Source organism: Halalkalibacter suaedae, from assembly GCF_017939705.1.
GTDB lineage: Bacteria > Bacillota > Bacilli > Bacillales > Bacillaceae_D > Halalkalibacter > Halalkalibacter suaedae.
The window spans coordinates 256,559-273,745 of record NZ_JAGKSQ010000005.1; the positions used below are offsets into that span (position 1 = coordinate 256,559).

17 protein-coding genes are annotated in these 17,187 nt (G+C 37.0%); 4 read left to right on the top strand and 13 right to left on the bottom strand.

Translation table 11 applies throughout. From position 1 onward, the window contains the following. The first annotated feature begins 133 nt into the window (after positions 1-133). The 3 genes from J7W16_RS13820 to J7W16_RS13830 all read left to right on the top strand — a co-directional run bounded on the left by J7W16_RS13820 (position 134) and on the right by J7W16_RS13830 (position 2,680). The gene (locus J7W16_RS13820; RefSeq protein ID WP_210597906.1) at positions 134-304 is read left to right on the top strand and encodes a hypothetical protein; all 171 of its coding nucleotides are present in this window, start codon (positions 134-136) and stop codon (positions 302-304) included. A gap of 99 nt (positions 305-403) precedes the next feature. Beyond that, on the top strand, positions 404-967 hold the full coding sequence (locus J7W16_RS13825) for a hypothetical protein (RefSeq protein ID WP_210597907.1): 564 nt from the start codon (positions 404-406) through the stop codon (positions 965-967). A gap of 492 nt (positions 968-1,459) precedes the next feature. Continuing rightward, the gene (locus tag J7W16_RS13830) at positions 1,460-2,680 is read left to right on the top strand and encodes a threonine synthase (protein ID WP_210597908.1); all 1,221 of its coding nucleotides are present in this window, start codon (positions 1,460-1,462) and stop codon (positions 2,678-2,680) included. Between the two features lie 213 nt (positions 2,681-2,893). On the opposite strand, the gene J7W16_RS13835 is transcribed toward J7W16_RS13830, so the two are convergent. After that, on the bottom strand, positions 2,894-3,223 hold the full coding sequence (locus J7W16_RS13835; protein WP_210597909.1) for a four-helix bundle copper-binding protein: 330 nt from the start codon (positions 3,221-3,223) through the stop codon (positions 2,894-2,896). Positions 3,224-3,369: 146 nt separating this feature from the next. On the opposite strand from J7W16_RS13835, the gene J7W16_RS13840 reads away from it, so the two are divergent. Further along, the gene (locus tag J7W16_RS13840; protein ID WP_210597910.1) at positions 3,370-3,888 is read left to right on the top strand and encodes a spore coat protein; all 519 of its coding nucleotides are present in this window, start codon (positions 3,370-3,372) and stop codon (positions 3,886-3,888) included. Between the two features lie 83 nt (positions 3,889-3,971). Here the strand turns inward: J7W16_RS13840 and J7W16_RS13845 are convergent, their stop codons facing one another. The 12 genes from J7W16_RS13845 to J7W16_RS13900 all read right to left on the bottom strand — a co-directional run bounded on the left by J7W16_RS13845 (position 3,972) and on the right by J7W16_RS13900 (position 16,962). Next, positions 3,972-4,205, bottom strand: coding sequence for a hypothetical protein (locus tag J7W16_RS13845; RefSeq protein ID WP_210597911.1), 234 nt, complete (start codon positions 4,203-4,205; stop codon positions 3,972-3,974). A gap of 72 nt (positions 4,206-4,277) precedes the next feature. Continuing rightward, a complete protein-coding gene (locus J7W16_RS13850) occupies positions 4,278-5,396 on the bottom strand; it encodes a GntR family transcriptional regulator (RefSeq protein WP_210597912.1) in 1,119 nt (372 codons plus the stop codon). A 246-nt stretch (positions 5,397-5,642) separates the two neighbouring features. Beyond that, a complete protein-coding gene (araD, locus tag J7W16_RS13855; protein ID WP_210597913.1) occupies positions 5,643-6,332 on the bottom strand; it encodes an L-ribulose-5-phosphate 4-epimerase in 690 nt (229 codons plus the stop codon). Positions 6,333-6,538: 206 nt separating this feature from the next. Beyond that, positions 6,539-7,546 (bottom strand): type II TA system antitoxin MqsA family protein, encoded by a 1,008-nt coding sequence (locus J7W16_RS13860; protein ID WP_210597914.1) that lies wholly within the window; start codon positions 7,544-7,546, stop codon positions 6,539-6,541. After that, positions 7,524-7,919 carry a type II toxin-antitoxin system MqsR family toxin gene (locus tag J7W16_RS13865; RefSeq protein ID WP_210597915.1) on the bottom strand — a complete coding sequence of 132 codons (396 nt, stop codon included), beginning with the start codon at positions 7,917-7,919 and terminating at the stop codon, positions 7,524-7,526. Before J7W16_RS13865 ends, J7W16_RS13860 begins: the two co-directional genes overlap by 23 nt. Before the next feature lie 333 nt (positions 7,920-8,252). Beyond that, the gene (locus J7W16_RS13870; protein ID WP_210597916.1) at positions 8,253-8,972 is read right to left on the bottom strand and encodes a LutC/YkgG family protein; all 720 of its coding nucleotides are present in this window, start codon (positions 8,970-8,972) and stop codon (positions 8,253-8,255) included. Next, entirely contained in the window at positions 8,972-10,399 is a 1,428-nt protein-coding gene (locus J7W16_RS13875) for a LutB/LldF family L-lactate oxidation iron-sulfur protein (protein WP_210597917.1), read from the bottom strand. The genes J7W16_RS13870 and J7W16_RS13875 overlap by 1 nt, the downstream gene beginning before the upstream one ends. Positions 10,400-10,414: 15 nt before the next feature. Further along, on the bottom strand, positions 10,415-11,134 hold the full coding sequence (locus J7W16_RS13880; RefSeq protein WP_210597918.1) for a (Fe-S)-binding protein: 720 nt from the start codon (positions 11,132-11,134) through the stop codon (positions 10,415-10,417). Between the two features lie 36 nt (positions 11,135-11,170). After that, complete coding sequence (locus J7W16_RS13885) at positions 11,171-11,932, bottom strand: DeoR/GlpR family DNA-binding transcription regulator (RefSeq protein WP_210597919.1); 762 nt, start codon at positions 11,930-11,932, stop codon at positions 11,171-11,173. Positions 11,933-12,115: 183 nt separating this feature from the next. Further along, positions 12,116-13,369: an L-rhamnose isomerase gene (rhaA, locus tag J7W16_RS13890; RefSeq protein ID WP_210597920.1), complete on the bottom strand. Its 1,254-nt coding sequence runs from the start codon at positions 13,367-13,369 to the stop codon at positions 12,116-12,118. A gap of 13 nt (positions 13,370-13,382) precedes the next feature. Beyond that, positions 13,383-14,795, bottom strand: a complete 1,413-nt coding sequence (rhaB, locus tag J7W16_RS13895) for a rhamnulokinase (RefSeq protein WP_210597921.1) — start codon at positions 14,793-14,795, stop codon at positions 13,383-13,385. Between the two features lie 97 nt (positions 14,796-14,892). Beyond that, entirely contained in the window at positions 14,893-16,962 is a 2,070-nt protein-coding gene (locus tag J7W16_RS13900; RefSeq protein WP_210597922.1) for a bifunctional aldolase/short-chain dehydrogenase, read from the bottom strand. Positions 16,963-17,187: the final 225 nt, after the last annotated feature.

Sequence of the window (17,187 nt, forward strand, 5' to 3'; positions counted from 1 at the left end):
TTTACGACTTATTAATTTTGACCTACCTCAAGAAAACGACCTATTTAATATTATAGACATTCCAACCCTAAAAAAAGTTTCATGTTTTAAAATAAGACTAAATTGGGTATGGATAATTGTAGGAGGTTATATAATGAATATTTACTCTCAATTTTCTAGTTATATTGTATCCTCATTAAAATTGCAAAGGCAAATGGACATTCAAGAAACAGACCTTATATATATTACTAAAGAATTAAAAGAGTTAAAGGCTGACATTACTAAAGCTAAAGAACCAGGCTGGTTTGTTGTTTCACTGGATTAGTCAAGCCGATGTAACTTTTGTTAAGATTTTAAAATATGCGGATGGATATTCCTCCAAAAGGAGAACCTCTTTGTATCAGAACATTTCGGAGGTTTTTCTATGAGTTATAATGAATATTGGGATCAGATCCTTACAAATACAAACGAATTTCATAAGCTTATCACCTCTTATTGGAACGACTACTCCCATATGGGAACGTGGCAATTTTGGATTGTTGTCTCCCTGCTTGTTTTACCACTAGTTTTACTATTCTTCACTTTAGATCGGAATAGATTATTTGAAATCTTATTCTTTGGGTATACAGTTCATATGCTTTGGACATATGCTAATATTCCCTTAGAAAGACAAGGATATTTTGTTCATACCTATTTTTTAACTCCTCTCTTGCCTTTTGCATTAAATATGACTGCTTCTGCTCTTCCGGTTGGCTATTTACTAATATATCAATACTGTACAAATCAAAACAAAAACTTTTATCTGTATACTGGTATATTAAGTGCCGTATTTGCATTTGGCTTTGCAACTGTTGAAAAAGTAGTCGGGCTCGTCACATTCGCACATGGCATGAACCAACTTTACCTTTTCTTAATCGATATGATCATAGCTATCACAGCTTATTGGTTTACTAAGTTTTTACTTAAATGCAAAGAGGCTAGGACATAAAATAAAGTGTCTGACTAAATCCTTTAATAGATGAAATATACGTAGACTCATACGGGATCTAAAAGAGGCCACTGAAAAAGGTGTGACCTTCACCTTTTTTAGTGGCCTTTAAGCAATGAGCGAAACCGTAGCATTGTCTTAAGCCTTTTTATGAGTCGGTTTCTGATAGCAGTCGTGCAACGAGTGGAGCTATTGCCGCTTCCTTGAAACTGCTACAAGGGACTTTTTCAGCGGCTTCCCGCGGAAAGCGAAGTATATTTCAGGAGGGTATCCTTATCCGTCCCCTTTTGTTCGAGTTTTAAGTTAGTTCAAACACTTTTTTCCTTACCTCTTTAGCTCGTCCCAACTGTGTTTCAGCTCCCCGTTATTAGCATCTCTCATACTACTCTGCTATTTGACAGTCTTCAATGTTCCAATTACGATAAAAATAAATATAAGTGTCTATTCTAGAATCAGTTAATTCATAAACTGAATTGATAAGGGGAGAGATCAATGACCTATAGCTATGTTACCGAATTATATTGTCCAAAATGCGGCAGTACCTATTCTACTGACGAACAAATCAATCTTTGCACTTGTGGTTCTCCACTTCTAGTAAGCTATGATTATGACAGCATTAAAGCTAGCTTAACGAAAGAAGAATTAGCGAAACGCGAGCCCACTCTATGGCGTTATCATGAATTATTACCGGTGAAAAACCCTGAGAATGTTATATCTTTTGGTGAAGGTATGACTCCATTAATTGAGATGAAGTCATTATCTGAGGAATACGGGATTTCTCGTGTGTATATGAAGGATGAGGGACTCATTCCAACTGGTTCTTTTAAAGCAAGAGGTTCTGCTGTTGGTGTATCGAAGGCTAAAGAGTTACATATTAAGGAAATCGCCATGCCTACAAATGGTAATGCGGGAGCTGCTTGGTCCCTTTACGCAGCAAAGGCCGGCATCAAAAGTCATATCGTTATGCCACTTGATGCACCTCTAATCACAAGAAAAGAAGTAGAGATATCAGGAGCGAATTTATATTTGGTTGATGGAGTTATAAGTGATGCAGGAAAAATTGTTGCACGTTCAGTCAAAGAAAATGGTTGGTTCGATGTGTCAACCCTTAAAGAGCCTTATCGAATTGAAGGAAAAAAAACAATGGGCTTTGAGATTGCTGAACAATTTCAGTGGGAATTACCCGATGTTATTGTCTACCCCACTGGTGGCGGTGTTGGCTTGATCGGGATTTACAAGGCATTCAAGGAGTTAATGGATTTAGGCTGGGTCAAAAAAGATAAATTTCCACGCCTTGTTGCGACACAAGCTGCAGACTGTGCACCTATTGTCAAAGCATTTGAAGAGGGGAAAACTGAATCTGAGTTCTGGCATCATTCTAAAACAGCAGCATTTGGTATAAACGTACCAAAAGCATTAGGAGATTTTCTCGTATTAGATGCAATCTACAAAACAAATGGCTGTGCTGTTGCGATCGATGATGAGACTTTATTAGCAGAGCAAAAATTAATTGCCCAAAAAGAAGGAGCCTTTATCTGCCCTGAGGGTGCAGCAACATTTGCCACTGTTCGCATATTGAGAGAAAAGAATTGGATTAAAGCAAACGAAACCGTGGTTTGTTTGAATACAGGCATGGGAATTAAATACCCGGAAACAGTTGAAGTTAATGCAACCTTTGTAGATAAGGAAACCACTATCTCATTAGCTAAATAACTATAGAGCTTAAAGGCCACTAAAAAAGGTGAAAATCCCACCTTTTTCAGGGCCTCTTTTGTATCACGCAGGAGTCTACGTATATTTCATCCGCTACGTGTTTGCTTTTTTCGGTACTTCAGTTAGAGACTTTGGTTTTTGCCAATCTCATTAAAATTCTTCAATAACGTATAAATCGGGTAAACATTTCATCCAAGATTATTTTTCTAATGATTATGCTACTAATTTTTTACAAGCCTCTGCACATGCCATACAAGCCTCTGCACATTTTTGGCAATGCTCATGGTCATGTTTCTTGCATTCATTGCCACATTCAGTACAAATCTTTGCACAGACCTCTGCTAATTCTGAAATAAATGGAGTCCCTCTGCTTATAGCCTGTTCAAGGTATGCACAAATGTCAGCACACTCTCTGTCCAAGCGAATACATTTCGCCATCATCGCAATGTCATCTTCTTCTAAACATGCATCATAACAATGATTACAAGCAATCATACACTCGTGTAATGCATCAAGTTGGCTTTGATATTGTTCATGAGACATTTCATTCACTCCTTCATTTATATATCTTTCATTTGTACTATAACCTCACAAATAATTTCTTAAACTTCAATTTAAATAATTTATCATATCTTGTTAGTTGTCATGTTCCATATTGTCACTAATATAATTTATAAAGGGGTGAACAAATGATTTTAAAATCAATTGATTTAAGCCTAATGTCAGAGCATTTAAATGTCCATAAAGGGATTCTTAACAAACTTGACGCTTATTACTGCAATGTTCAAGACCAAACCTTAAAGAAACTGATCTATGATCAATATGTCATTATGTGGAACCACGTTGAAGTCATGCTTTCGTTAATGGATCCAAATCTTAACGAACAAGTGACTGCTGCTGCACTTAATAACTTAGAGCAGCTTGCTATACCGTGCAAACAGGTCACTTCTCCAATAGATCAGGCGACAATTGCCATTGATTTACGAGAAACCTCTAAAAGCATGGCCCAAAGCAATTTTAATTCAGCATTGCGTATGAAAACCAGCAATGTTAGAGAAATTCATATTCAGATGGCTTTGCAGCAAACAATGTTTCATAAACAATATAGTCTTTATGTTGAACGGACAATCAATGAAGTAGTTCCAGAAAGTACATTACAGGGACAGCTTGCTATCCTTCAATCTTTCAGAACAGATTTCAATATCTAATAATAATTTGTTGGCTATTTGTCGCACACGAAAGAGGCTAATGAAAAGGGCAAATCTTCTTTTCATTAGCCTCTTATTTTATTTTAGTCCGTTGATTTCGCTGCATTAGTTATTTCCTCTGGAACTAGAGATTTATCATTTTCTTCTTTTAGCGTAGACCAATTAGCAATAATGAGAATGAAGATTAATACCCCAAACCCAATAGAAAGTTGCCATTTATAGACATTCGCCCAATGAAATAAAATATCGAGCCGACTATAAGCCCACAATGAAACTAAAAAAAGAGCAAACCAGATTATTTTTTTTAAATCAGACATCTAATGTCCTCCCCTTGCTTGTTATTAATCTCATCATATGAGAGCAAGAGTGAAAACATGTCTATCTATCTTTTAGTTTGTTTCAGGAACACCTTGATGCTTTGTAGATTGCCTAATTATAAGTTCAGGCTCATAAGTAACAGAGTTCAAAACAATATCTTTCTTTTTATTCGCATGCTTTTCTTCAACTAATTCCACCATCATTTTAGCTGCATCTTCACCCATTTGATTCTGAGGGTGACGTATTGTAGTTAGCTTCACTTCAGAAACGACAGCCAAAAAAGAGTCATCAAATGATACCATTGATATATCATTCGGTACATGCAAGTTTTTCTCCCTCAATACATCTAGCAGCTTGATTGCCAGCTCATCGTTATAACAGACAATTCCTGTTGCAATGCTTTGTTCATTTGTGAGAAGTCTTTCTAGTTCTGCTAATGGCTTCGTTTCTTTTTCTTCTGATTGGTACGTAACAATATAATTCGGGTCAATCGTAATTTGATTTGCTCGATGCGCTTTAATATAGCCCTTCATCCGTTTAACACCTTGAGCATCATCGGTTTTGAAGAAGCCAATGATCTTTTTATGCCCTTGCTTGATTAGATGCTCAGTCTGAAGAAAGCCACCTTTTTCATCATCAACTACTAAGCACAATGGCTCCAATTCATCATAAAAGGCATTGATCATAATATAAGGGATATTCGTCCGTTCAAGATTTAAATAATAATTAATATTTGGATTAGAGTATGCACTTTTCGTAGGTTCAATAATGATTCCATCAACATGCTGTGACAGGATCGTTTCAAGAATGCGTTTTTCACTTTCAATATCGTTATTCGTACTGAAAATGCTCACTTGATATCCCTGATCACTTAAATAAGATTCGGCTCCCCGAATAATTGAAGGGAAAATATAATTAGAAATATAGGTAGTGATGATCGCAATCGTCTTTGATTGTTTTTGTGGTGCGGCTTCCGTCTGGAGACGGTCTGAACAAAATGTACCTGCCCCTTGTTCACGATATAGCCAGCCCTCGTTGACTAGCTCTCCTATCGCCATACGAATGGTGTGCCGACTTACCCCATACTCCTTCATTAAACTATTCTCAGAGCTGATTTTTTCATTTGGGAGATAGGTCCCATTAAGGATTTTTGATTTTATTGCTTGTTTAACCATTTGGTATTTTGTCATAGTAAGACCTCTATTCTCATTCACTCTATTCCTCTATGTTATCATATGGGTTAATCTATGAGCAAAAGCCCTTTATAACAACAATTAAAAGAAGCAAAAAAGGAAGACCACTGATCAGGGAAATATCCACCTTTTTCAGCGGCCTAAGAAATAACTCGGTAAATCGCCTCTGGTTCGGTTGATCCTGTGGAAATTAGCAATCGCTAATACACACCTTCAATTAAGAATTTAACCTATCATTATCCTTTACTTTTGTCCATAATAGGCATTCGCCCCATGCTTTCTTAAAAAGTGACGATCAAGCAAATGCTGATCCATCGATTGGGCATTAGGCTGAAGGACTAATGTGCGTGAAGCCATTTTTGCCACTTCCTCTAACACAACAGCATTATGAACCGCGTTATTCGGATCCTTCCCCCATGCGAATGGAGCATGTGCATGAACTAATACACCGGGTATCGCATTAGGATTCATTTCTTGAAACGTCTCAGCGATAACATGACCTGTTTCAAGCTCGTACGCTCCTTTAATTTCTTGCTCAGTCATTTGTCGTGTACATGGAATGTCACCATAGAAATAATCAGCATGAGTCGTACCGAATGCAGGGATTGCTTTTCCTGCTTGAGCCCAGCTTGTTGCCCACGGTGAATGAGTATGAACAATTCCTCCAATATCACTAAATGCTTTGTAGAGAGCAATGTGGGTAGGAGTATCAGATGATGGTTTTAAGGAACCTTCAACAACCTCACCTTCAAAATTCACTACAACCATATCGTCCCTAGAAAGCTGATCATACTCAACCCCACTTGGCTTAATAACAACAAGTTCCTTTTCTCGATCAATCCCACTAACATTTCCCCAAGTAAAAGTAACTAACCCATATTTCGGGAGAGCCAGATTTGCCTCTAACACTTCTTGCTTTAACTGTTCTAACATATGTAAACCTCCTTTTTCGTACATAATTTCATTATATACTTGTACGTACAATTATTCACTACAATTTTGCAAAAAAATAATTTTTTTATAAAAAAAGCGTCATTTAAATCTAAATGAATTTACGTATAATGCTGACTAGTTAAAATATGTATGTTCTTGTACTTATTCCTTCTTTACTAGCATTGTTCTTTAAAAATAAATATGACCTATTCAATACTTAAATACTTAGCATATTCATACGATATTTTCTGATGGATCTGTGGTTGCTTCCAGGCTTCCTCTTCATGAGAAAACTCGCTGATCTTTTTTGAAGAAAATCCTCTAAAATGGGCTCTCACCCTAGTCAGGATGTCATTTTCCACCTCGTTAAAAATGAGTAGCTCTGGTATATTCTTTGATTCAATAATCATTCGAACATACTCATCCAAACTTTCCTCAGTCATAGATATATATCCACATTCATTCAAGGATTCGAGTAATAGGTTAAATTTATTAGGCACTGGTCCATGAGGATACTTCACGTAAGAAAGACCTGTTATTGATACTGAAACGTGCTTGAAGTGAAGAAAGTCTGCATAAAATAATAACTTAAGCAATACAGTTTTATTTATTCCTTCTTGTGCAAAGTATAGAATCATTTGGGTAATCTTCTCTAGTGAAAATTCTTTGAATCCTGTTTCAATTGTCTTTTCTGGCCGGAAATTTTTCTTGATCATTTCTAAATAATCTGGCCTCGACTGTTGTGATTGGACTTGTCTGAGATGAGATTGAATGATTACTTTCTCATCATTTGAAAAAGTCTCTTTGGATTGTTCAACTAAATCAAATATTGTTTCTGGATGACTTTTTATTTTTTTGAATAGTAGTACATGTTCATTTGTAGGTATACTTTTTCCAGATTCATACTTAGTAATCATCCCTTCACTGCAACCAAGTAGCTTTGAAAATACTTCTATAGAGAGTCCTAATTGAACTCTAATTTGCTTAATTGCAGCAAAAGATAAATTGATTCTCTCCATGTACAGCTCTGTTAAGCGTTTCATAGTCTGTTCATCAACATGCTCATCAGCTAATTCTGATCCACATTTTGAACAAATGGTAATATTTGCCGCTAATTGAAATGTTTCACCCTTAAAATGATATCTCTCTACTTTTTCATAAATTTTCTTCTCGACATCTTTCTGACAGTATTCACAATATAAATGCATTTCCATTATCTTTCGTCTCCTTGCCTGACATTTCTTGTAGCCAATCTTTGTGAAACGAAAGACAAACACATCCTCGTTCATCTATTTTCAGTTTGATGTATGTATTTACTTCATTGATTTCTGTTTTGAATGTCCATAGGTTAAAACCATTCTCTCCATTTCGATCTTGATCAGGTCCAGAGAAATAGTCAGCTGGCGTAAGATCAAGAATGTAATTCCACACTTCAGCAGGAGTTGTAAGACCAATATCAAGCAATGCTTCTAGATAATTATAATAGGACTTACCAGGTGCATTATACTGTTTTCTCTTAATAAACCGCTTCTGGTCTAAGCTAATCATTTTTTTTACTTCTATGAGAAAAAGCCTAACGTCATCCAATTGTCTCCTCCTGCATTTGTCCTAGTGTCTAAACAGCTCCCATTTTACCATTTATGGCACTACCTAGTTCCGACTTTTACCAAATTAAAATAATTAATTAAAAGAAGTAGATGAATTCTTTTAGACTGTAATTTAAGGAGTGTGGCTTTTTATAGAAACTTTAAATAGAATACGATACACAAAAACACCTTTGAGAACTGTTTTCTCAAAGGCTACATTTGTTTAATAGTTTTTATGCCGTGCGGTCGAAAACATTTTTGTATAAGTTTAGTCGAAACCTTGCCCCCCATCCCGTTAGCGGATTCGAAGCATCATCCTTTCTACTTACGTATCTCATTTATCTTCAACAATAATATAGTAGGCTTTAATTGGTCCGTGTACACCGACGACTAAATTCATTTCAATATCTGCACTATTACTAGGACCTGAAATGAAATTAATACAAGGAGGGACACTTCCAGACTCCTGCTGCATTTGATGTATATAACTAGTTGCTTGAGTCATTCTTGGCACAATCGTACTCTTAGGAATAATTGCAATATAGTAAGTCGGAAGTAGGCTTACGGATCTTCCCTTCCCCTTATCACTAAATAAAACGACTGTGCCCGATTCAGCTAAGGTCATATCCGAAAATGTGATTCCGATATCAGCCTTCTCAGCGAGAGTGATATTTTCTTCTTTAATTCCAGGATCCCAAATATGGACATCGATTCCTTCTTTAATAGCCTGATCATAATAATCACTTAGACCGTACTCCTGAAAGCGAGGATCATCCCAGCTAACAATTGATTTAGCCTTTAAGGTAGTGACAATTGACGCTAATACGTCAACCAATGAATCTGTTGTCACCATTTCTACTTCAGTGTGAATATTGCTACATTGCTTGATTAATACCTCGACTAGCTGTTCTTGACTATAGCCCTTAAAAACATCATGTTGAGGTCGGTGCTTCCAGTTCGGTCGAATGACAGTTGAGGTTCGACGTTCTCGTCCTAAATTCTTCGCAATTTGATTTAAGAAGCGTTCTTTGTTTTGAATTGAGCCTATTGTCATTACTTCTCTCCCTCCTTGCCACGTTTTTTAAACCATTGCCTAAAGCTCTCTTTGTTTGGTTCTGGAAAATCTCTTATATCAGTCCATGGTTTAATCGGTCCTGGCCCCTTTGTGATTTTCCCGTCCTTAGCAAGTGGACCCATCATTGAAGGTGCAGCTTTTGATCCGATATTATAAAGTTTTGGGGAACTAGCAGCTAAAGAAAATCCTTTCATTGCAAGCTTTTCTCCGAATCCTGCTTTCCCTTGCTCTTCAACAATATTGCGGCGATGTTTTACTAACAAATCATGCAATGGAATCTTTACCGGACAAGCTTCTGTACATGCCCCACATAGGCTAGATGCATAGGGTAATTCCTTGTAATCGTCATAGCCTCCTAATAATGGAGAAAGAACTGCTCCAATAGGCCCTGGATAAATTGATCCATATGAATGTCCACCAACATGACGATAGATTGGACAAACGTTAATACAGGCTGCACAGCGAATGCATTGTAATACAGATTGAAACTCTGTTCCAAGTATATTTGAACGTCCATTATCAACAATCACAAGATGGAATTCATCCGGCCCATCAACATCTTCCGCTTGTTTTGGTCCAGTTAAACCAGTAATATAGCTTGTGAGCTTTTGCCCAACAGCACTTCGGCAAAGCATACTTACTAAAATGTCGAGTTCCTCCCATGTTGGAACAACCCGTTCCATCCCCATAACCGTAATTTGCGTTTTAGGAAGAGTTGTTGCAAGCCTTGCATTCCCTTCATTCGTAACAAGTGAGATTGCACCAGATTCTGCAACTGCAAAATTACAGCCAGTTATTCCAATATCAGCCGTTAAAAATTCTTTTCTTAATTGTTCCCTTGCAAATAAAGCAAGTTCCTCCGGCTTTGAGGATTTCGTATAGCCTTTTTTCTCTATGAACGTATCACGAATTTGTTCTTTATTTTTGTGAAGAGCCGGTGCGACAATATGAGAAGGTGGATCATGATCGTCAATTTGGAGGATATATTCACCTAAATCAGATTCAATCACTTCACAGCCGACTCCCTCAAGTGCTTCATTTAAGCTGATTTCTTCTGTCACCATTGATTTTGATTTGATAATCTTCTTTGCGTTTTTTTGTTTTGCAATTGTTGAGATATACTCATTTGCTTCTTCAGCAGTTTGGGCAAAAAAGACATGACCACCTTTTTTAAGCACATTTTCAGAAAGTTGATCAAGGTAATAATCTAGGTTTTCTAGTGTATGTTGGCGGATTTCTTCAGAAAGTGTGCGCCAATCCTCCCAGTTACCTAATTCCTCCTGTGCATCTAGTTTTCTCCCTTTGAGCCTATCTTGAGCAGAGACCATTGCATTCCTCATGAAATCATTGTTCAAGCCTTTATCGACTCTCTCAAAAAATGCATCGTTACTAATTTTCATTGACAAAGGAAACACCACCTTTTACTGTTTGCTGTTTAAGACCTGTGCGATGTGCATCACTTTGATAGACTTGTTCTGACGCTCGATTCTCCCACCAATATTCATCAAACAACCACAGTCTGCTCCGATTAATACTTCTGCTTCTGTTTCTTCAATATGATCAATTTTTTCGTTCACCATTTGCTCAGAAATCGGAACCATTTTCACCGAAAATGTCCCTCCGAAGCCACAACAGGTTTCTTTATTTGGCAGACTAGTAAATTTAAGTCCTCTTACATTGCTTAGTAGTTTCATAGGGGCATCCTTTACACCTAAAAGTCGTGTCATGTGACAAGATGTGTGATACGTAACCTTCTTATCGAAAAAGGCTCCCACATCTTCAATCTCTAACACATCTACCAAAAATTGTGTGAACTCATATGTTTTACTCGCTAACGATTCAGCTTTTGCTTTCCATTCACTATCGTTTTCAAATAAATGAACGTATTCATGAATCATTGCTCCACATGATCCTGAGGGAATGATGACATAGGCAGAATGTTCAAATGTCCTAATCATATGCTTCGCAACATCTTTTGTTTCTTTATGATAACCACTATTGTAAGCAGGTTGACCACAGCATGTTTGATTTTGTGGAAAATCCACGTCACACCCAACTCGTTCAAGAATCTCAACGACATCTTGGCCAACACCTGGGTAGAATACATCTGCTAAACAAGTAATGAATAATGATACCTTCATTGCTATCCCCCATTTCAAATTGCTGTCATAATTAAGCTAAGGACGTATGATTTTGATTGATAAATCCTGAAATGGCCTTATTTGTTCATTGCTTGTTTTTGAATCTGTAATAATATGATCAATGGAATCAAGAGAAGCAATCCTAGAAAATGCTTGCATGCCAAACTTAGTATGATCAGCAAGTACGTAAATCTGATCGGAAATAGCAAACATTTTCTTTTTAACAAGTGCCTGCATTTCATTAGAATCACTTATGCCTCGCTCTGCATGAATACCATGGCAAGAGATAAATGCTTTATTTACATGATAATACTCTAATGCATTAGTCGTTTGGGGACCGACAAAGGAAAGTGACTTTTGAAGCATTGCCCCACCAACAGCTATCACCTTTACCTTTTCGCGATTAGCTAATTCAACCGCTACCTTGATAGAATTGGTCAAGACTGTTAACGAAATATCAGGTAGGCTTTTAGCCATATACCAAGCTGTTGTACTTGCATCTAAGATAATTCGATCATTAATTGAAACATATTTAATCGCTTCTGCGGCTACTTCCTTTTTTTCATTAACATTGGTAATCTCTCTTTCGAAATAGGGCGCTTCAGCTTCGTTATTATCCTTGATGCTTACTGCTCCACCATGACTCCGTTGAAGCTTTCCGTCCTTCTCAAGCTTCTCTAAATCACGTCTGATCGTTTCTTCAGTTACTTTGAAAATCTGACTTAATTCAGAAACTCGAATGCTCCCTCGATCATTAACTGTATCTACAATTTTCTCATGTCTTTCTGCCACAAGCATTTCGTCACCTCATGTTATATGCTTATTCATAATTATCTCATCTTTAAATTAGTTGATTTACTTTTGTTTGTTTTTAAATCTTATCATTCCTTAACGAATAATTGAAGCTAGGACATCAGAACATGTAGCAAAATACAGTCAAGCTTCATGATTGTACTAAGCCTGACTGTATCAAGTCTTCGTTTATTTTCTATTTAATAGCACTTCTTTTTCATATTGTTCTACATCGTTCAACCATTGCTCTTTTACAGGCACATTCATCTGCTCGCAATACTCGTTCCAAATTGCTCCAAATGGGTACGTTTTGAATTCTTCTAAAAGTGCAAGCCTTCTTGTATAGTTTCCACTTTCTTGCAGTTCCCTCAGGTGATCATTCGGCATTAGCATCGCAAACAATAGTGCTTTGATCATATTTCTAGTTCCGATTGTCCAGGCTGCCACACGGTTAATACTCCCGTCAAAGAAATCCAAACCAATCATCACCTTTTCTGTTGCACCATTACGAACAATCTCCAAAGCTATTTCTTTTAATTCATCATCTAAAGTAACAACATGATCACTATCCCATCTGACAGGTCTAGAGACATGAAGAGCTAATTTTTCATTAAACAAAAGCATTGCTGAAAGTTTATTTGAAACCATTTCGGTTGGATGGTAATGTCCTGTATCAAGTAAACACAGCTTGTTATTTTTTAAAGCATAGCTTAAGTAAAATTCATGTGAACCCACAACAAAGGACTCCGATCCAATACCGAATAGCTTACTTTCAACTGCATCAAGATTATAAGTTTCGTCAATAGTGACTGAGAAAATTTGATCAAGAGATTCCTTCAATCGTTTTCTCGGAGTAAGTCTGTCAGATGGTGTATCCTTATAACCATCTGGAATCCAAATATTCGTTAAGCAAGGAGTCCCTAATTCACGTCCGAAATATTCACCAATTTTCCTACTTGCAATACAGTGGTCAATCCAATATTGTCTAATGTTTGGATCAGGATGTGATAACGTTAAACCATCAGCTGCTTTCTCGTGTGAAAATAAAGTTGGATTAAAATCTAAGCCAAGATTGTGCTTTTTAGCCCATTCGACCCACTTTTCGAAATGCTTTGGCTCCAACTGATCCCTTTCTACCGCTTCTCCATCCGTTTCTGCATAAATAGCATGTAGATTAATACGATGCTTACCTGGGATTAGGCTAAGAGCTTTTTCTAGATCCTGTCTTAATTCCTCTGGAGACGTGGCCTTTCCTGGATAGTTCCCTGTGACATCAATACCACCAGAAAGTTCACTTTTGTTCACCTCAAAACCCGCTACATCATCGCCCTGCCAACAGTGAACAGAGATCGGAATATTCTTCAACTGGGCAAATGCAGCTTCTACATTAATTCCCCATTGCTCATATTCCTTCTTGGCTAATTCAAACTGATTGCTACTCATTTTGCCCCTCTCCTTACTTTTCGATTAATTGACTTACGTACTTTTTCACTTCGAATGATTGTTTAATAATCCCTCTTGCATGATGTATGTCTTTTAATTCATCAACGGCAATTAATTGACTAACTAGATTTCCAATAGCTGTCGCTTCAATTGGACCCGCAAACACTTCTTTATTCGTTACATTTGCAAGAGACTGATTTAATAATTCATTTTGACAGCCACCGCCAATTACATTAATTCTATTGAACGATTTCTCAAAAATATCTTCAATTTCTTCTATTGCTTTTTTATAACTATTGGCTAGACTATCAAATACACATTTCGCAATTTGTCCGGGCCGTTCTGGAACTGGTTGATTCGTTTCCTGACAATATTGTTGAATTTCGTTTATCATATTAACCGGCTTCAAAAACCTAGGATCATCTACATCTACAATCGAATGAAATTGTTCGTCCCTTGCTTGTTCAACGAATTCCGAGAACGAATATTGATTATCGAAATTCCTTTTTACCTCCTGAATCATCCATAATCCCATAATGTTCTTTAAAAACCGGAATTGATAGTCCATACCACCTTCATTAGTGAAATTGTAATCTAGTGCCTTTGTCACACAAATAGGGAAGTGATTTTCTACACCGATAAGGGACCATGTTCCTGAGCTTAAATAGATCGTATCCGCTAATTCAGGTACTGCAAGAACAGCTGAACCTGTGTCATGTGTTGCAGGCAAGATAACGTCCATTTCAAATCCAATTTCCCTAACTAGTTCTTGTTTTATCGGAGCTAGTTTTGATTTGGGCATTTTGATTTCTTGAAACATTTCAAAATTTAACCCTAGTTTCTCAATAATTTCTTTATCCCATTTCTTAGTGAATGCATTAATTAATTGGGTAGATGTAGCATTTGTATATTCATTTGCTTTCACACCTGTTAGCAAAAAGTGGAGATAGTCAGGGATCATCAAAAATGATTTTGCCCTTTTTAATATTTCTGGATCTCGTTTCTTCAAGGAATATAGCTGATAGATCGTATTAAATTTTTGAAATTGGATGCCAGTTTCTAAATACAAACGTTCTTTCATAATAATACTAGTGACCTCTTCCATCATTCCATCCGTGCGTGGATCGCGGTAAGCCACTGCATTTGTTAGAAGCTGATCATTTTCATCAAGCAAGACAAAATCTACTGCCCATGTATCGATTCCAATACTTACAGGATTGATCCCAAGTTGATGACATTTCTTAATCCCTTTAATGATTTCTGAAAATAGACTATCAATATCCCAACAAAATTGTCCTTTTTTTTCAATCATCTTATTCTCGAATCGATGAACTTCTTGAATTTGTAATTGTTGATTTTCAACATGACCAAGTATAAGTCTGCCACTTGATGCTCCAATATCTACGGATAGGCAGTATTTTAGCATTTACTTCCTCCTTACGTAAGCGTTCTCATATAATGATAAAACATTGACCCCAAATTACTAGTGTAATAGTAACGGGGTCAACGAAGGATTATACATATTACCGAGTAAAAGCAGCCGGTACACCGCCGTCAACTGTAATCATACAACCTGTTGTTTTTTCTGCTTTAGATGAAGAAAAGAATAAGATCGATTCAGCAATATCTTTTGGGTAGATATTGACTAATAAAGTAGTACGTTTTCTATAGTGTTCCTCCAATTGATCTGGATGAATTCCATATGCTGCTGCTCGTTCTTCACGCCAGCTCGAGCCCCAAATTGCCGAGCCTTGAAGAACAGCATCAGGCAGTACTGAATTCACTCGTATGCCATACTCTCCACCTTCAGCGGCAATACATCTAGCCAAATGGGCTTCTAATGCTTTTACTGAACTATAGGCAGACGCATTTTTACCAGCATAGACAGAGTTTTTCGAACCTATAAATACCATGCTTCCACCAATGGCTTGCTCTTTCATTTGCTTAAAGGCCTCACGTGCTACTAAGAAATATCCTGTCCCTAACACGTTCATGTTTAAGTTCCATTCTTTTAATGTCGTTTCTTCAATTGGACTTGAAGTAGCAAGACCGGCATTGTTAACGATGATATCCACACCACCAAATGCTAGCGCTGCCTGTTCAAATGCGGATTGTACTTGCTCCTCACTCGTTACATCCATCTTTAAAGCAATTGCACGTCTTTCTCCATACAGATCATTTATTTCTTTGGCTACTTTTTCTGCACCTTCAAGATTTAAATCAGCGATAACCACATGTGCCCCTTCTTCAACAAATTGGCGGCATGTTTCACTCCCAATCCCACCTGCTCCTCCCGTAACAAAAGCAACCTTTCTAGAAAACTCTGCTTCTGCCGGGGCAAGTGATAGTTTATAAAGCTCAAGTGGCCAATATTCAATATTATAAGATTCATTTTCATTTAGTGAAACAAAGTTACCTAGTGCGGTTGAACCTTTCATAACAGAGATCGCTCGATGATAAAGGGCACCGCTGACAGTTGCCATAAGTATATTCTTTCCTGAGTTTACCATACCGATACCAGGTATTAGAATAACACGAGGTGCAGGTTCAAACATGACATCTCCCTCGTTCTTATTTCTCTCAAAATAAGATCTATATTCTTCCTTGAAACGTGCAACACCTTCTTTAATTGCTTCAATTAATAGGTTGACATCTTTTGTCGCAGGATCCCAGTTAATATATAATGGTTTCATTTTCGTATGAACTAGATGATCTGGACACGCCGCACCAACTTGAGAAAGTTCCGGTGCATCGACACTATTGACAAACTCTAGTACATTACCAGCATTATCATAGGTTAAGAGCATCTTTTTCTCGTCACTAACAGCCCCACGAATAACAGGCATGACTTTTGCTAGTACATCTTTTTGCTCTTGTTCAGACAAGCTATCATATTTTTGACCACCAAATATAGCGGTTTCATTTAACTTCTTAGTTATATAAGCTTCTGCTTCATTAATCACGGATATCGTTTTGTCATAGCTTTCCTTTGCAGTCTCTCCCCAAACGACTAAGCCATGCTTCTCCATTAAAACTAAGTCAGCTTCTGGGTTGTTTCTAACTCCTTCTGCAATCATCTTTGAGAGTGTGAATCCGGGTCGAACATAAGGTACCCAGACAAAACGGTTACCAAAAATCTCTTCAGCAATTGCTTTTCCGTTATCTGCACAGCAAATACTAATAATAGCATCAGGATGTGTATGATCAACATGTTTAAATGGAAGAAAGGCGTGTAGCAAAGTTTCGATTGAAGCACGTGGATGTTTACTATTAATCATACAATGAGACAGGTATTCGACCATCTCTTCATCAGGCATTTCATCACGTTCGATTAACGGACGAATATCTTCTAGATTTAAACCAGTGAAATTCGCCGCCTTCATTGTCGCAAGATCAGATCCACTACCCTTAACCCACATAACCTCAATATCACGACCACGGAAGTCTTGTTCAATTGTCTTCATGGACGTATTTCCGCCACCCCAATTACAAACGGCACGATCTGATCCTATTAGATTAGAACGATATACTAGTTCACTAAGTCCAGCAGTTAACGTTTGTGCATTCTCTTCATTCCATAAATTCTGTACCATAGCTACCTCCAAATGAATGTTTATTTGCTTCTGAAACAAATATAACATCTTTGTTTGTTTTTGTATATATTTTTGTTTGTTTTTATATACAAAAAAATAGCTTATTTTAATGTCATCATACAGCATTTATTGTTACTATTTTCACTAAAATTTTATTTTAATTACTACTTTCCTCTCTCTCGTATCTTTGTTTTCTGTTTTTTTGTTTGTTTAGCTTTGTTTACA

What these genes read in the sequence shown, in the direction of transcription:
- J7W16_RS13870 (WP_210597916.1), bottom strand. Translation starts at nt 8,972, where the DNA reads ATGACAATAGGCTCAATTCAAAACAAAGAACGCTTCTTAAATCAAATT.
- J7W16_RS13830 (WP_210597908.1), top strand. Translation starts at nt 1,460, where the DNA reads ATGACCTATAGCTATGTTACCGAATTATATTGTCCAAAATGCGGCAGT.
- araD (WP_210597913.1), bottom strand. Translation starts at nt 6,332, where the DNA reads ATGTTAGAACAGTTAAAGCAAGAAGTGTTAGAGGCAAATCTGGCTCTC.
- J7W16_RS13840 (WP_210597910.1), top strand. Translation starts at nt 3,370, where the DNA reads ATGATTTTAAAATCAATTGATTTAAGCCTAATGTCAGAGCATTTAAAT.
- J7W16_RS13820 (WP_210597906.1), top strand. Translation starts at nt 134, where the DNA reads ATGAATATTTACTCTCAATTTTCTAGTTATATTGTATCCTCATTAAAA.
- J7W16_RS13825 (WP_210597907.1), top strand. Translation starts at nt 404, where the DNA reads ATGAGTTATAATGAATATTGGGATCAGATCCTTACAAATACAAACGAA.
- J7W16_RS13835 (WP_210597909.1), bottom strand. Translation starts at nt 3,223, where the DNA reads ATGTCTCATGAACAATATCAAAGCCAACTTGATGCATTACACGAGTGT.
- J7W16_RS13845 (WP_210597911.1), bottom strand. Translation starts at nt 4,205, where the DNA reads ATGTCTGATTTAAAAAAAATAATCTGGTTTGCTCTTTTTTTAGTTTCA.
- rhaA (WP_210597920.1), bottom strand. Translation starts at nt 13,369, where the DNA reads ATGAGTAGCAATCAGTTTGAATTAGCCAAGAAGGAATATGAGCAATGG.
- J7W16_RS13885 (WP_210597919.1), bottom strand. Translation starts at nt 11,932, where the DNA reads ATGCTTGTGGCAGAAAGACATGAGAAAATTGTAGATACAGTTAATGAT.
- J7W16_RS13880 (WP_210597918.1), bottom strand. Translation starts at nt 11,134, where the DNA reads ATGAAGGTATCATTATTCATTACTTGTTTAGCAGATGTATTCTACCCA.
- J7W16_RS13900 (WP_210597922.1), bottom strand. Translation starts at nt 16,962, where the DNA reads ATGGTACAGAATTTATGGAATGAAGAGAATGCACAAACGTTAACTGCT.
- rhaB (WP_210597921.1), bottom strand. Translation starts at nt 14,795, where the DNA reads ATGCTAAAATACTGCCTATCCGTAGATATTGGAGCATCAAGTGGCAGA.
- J7W16_RS13850 (WP_210597912.1), bottom strand. Translation starts at nt 5,396, where the DNA reads ATGACAAAATACCAAATGGTTAAACAAGCAATAAAATCAAAAATCCTT.
- J7W16_RS13860 (WP_210597914.1), bottom strand. Translation starts at nt 7,546, where the DNA reads ATGGAAATGCATTTATATTGTGAATACTGTCAGAAAGATGTCGAGAAG.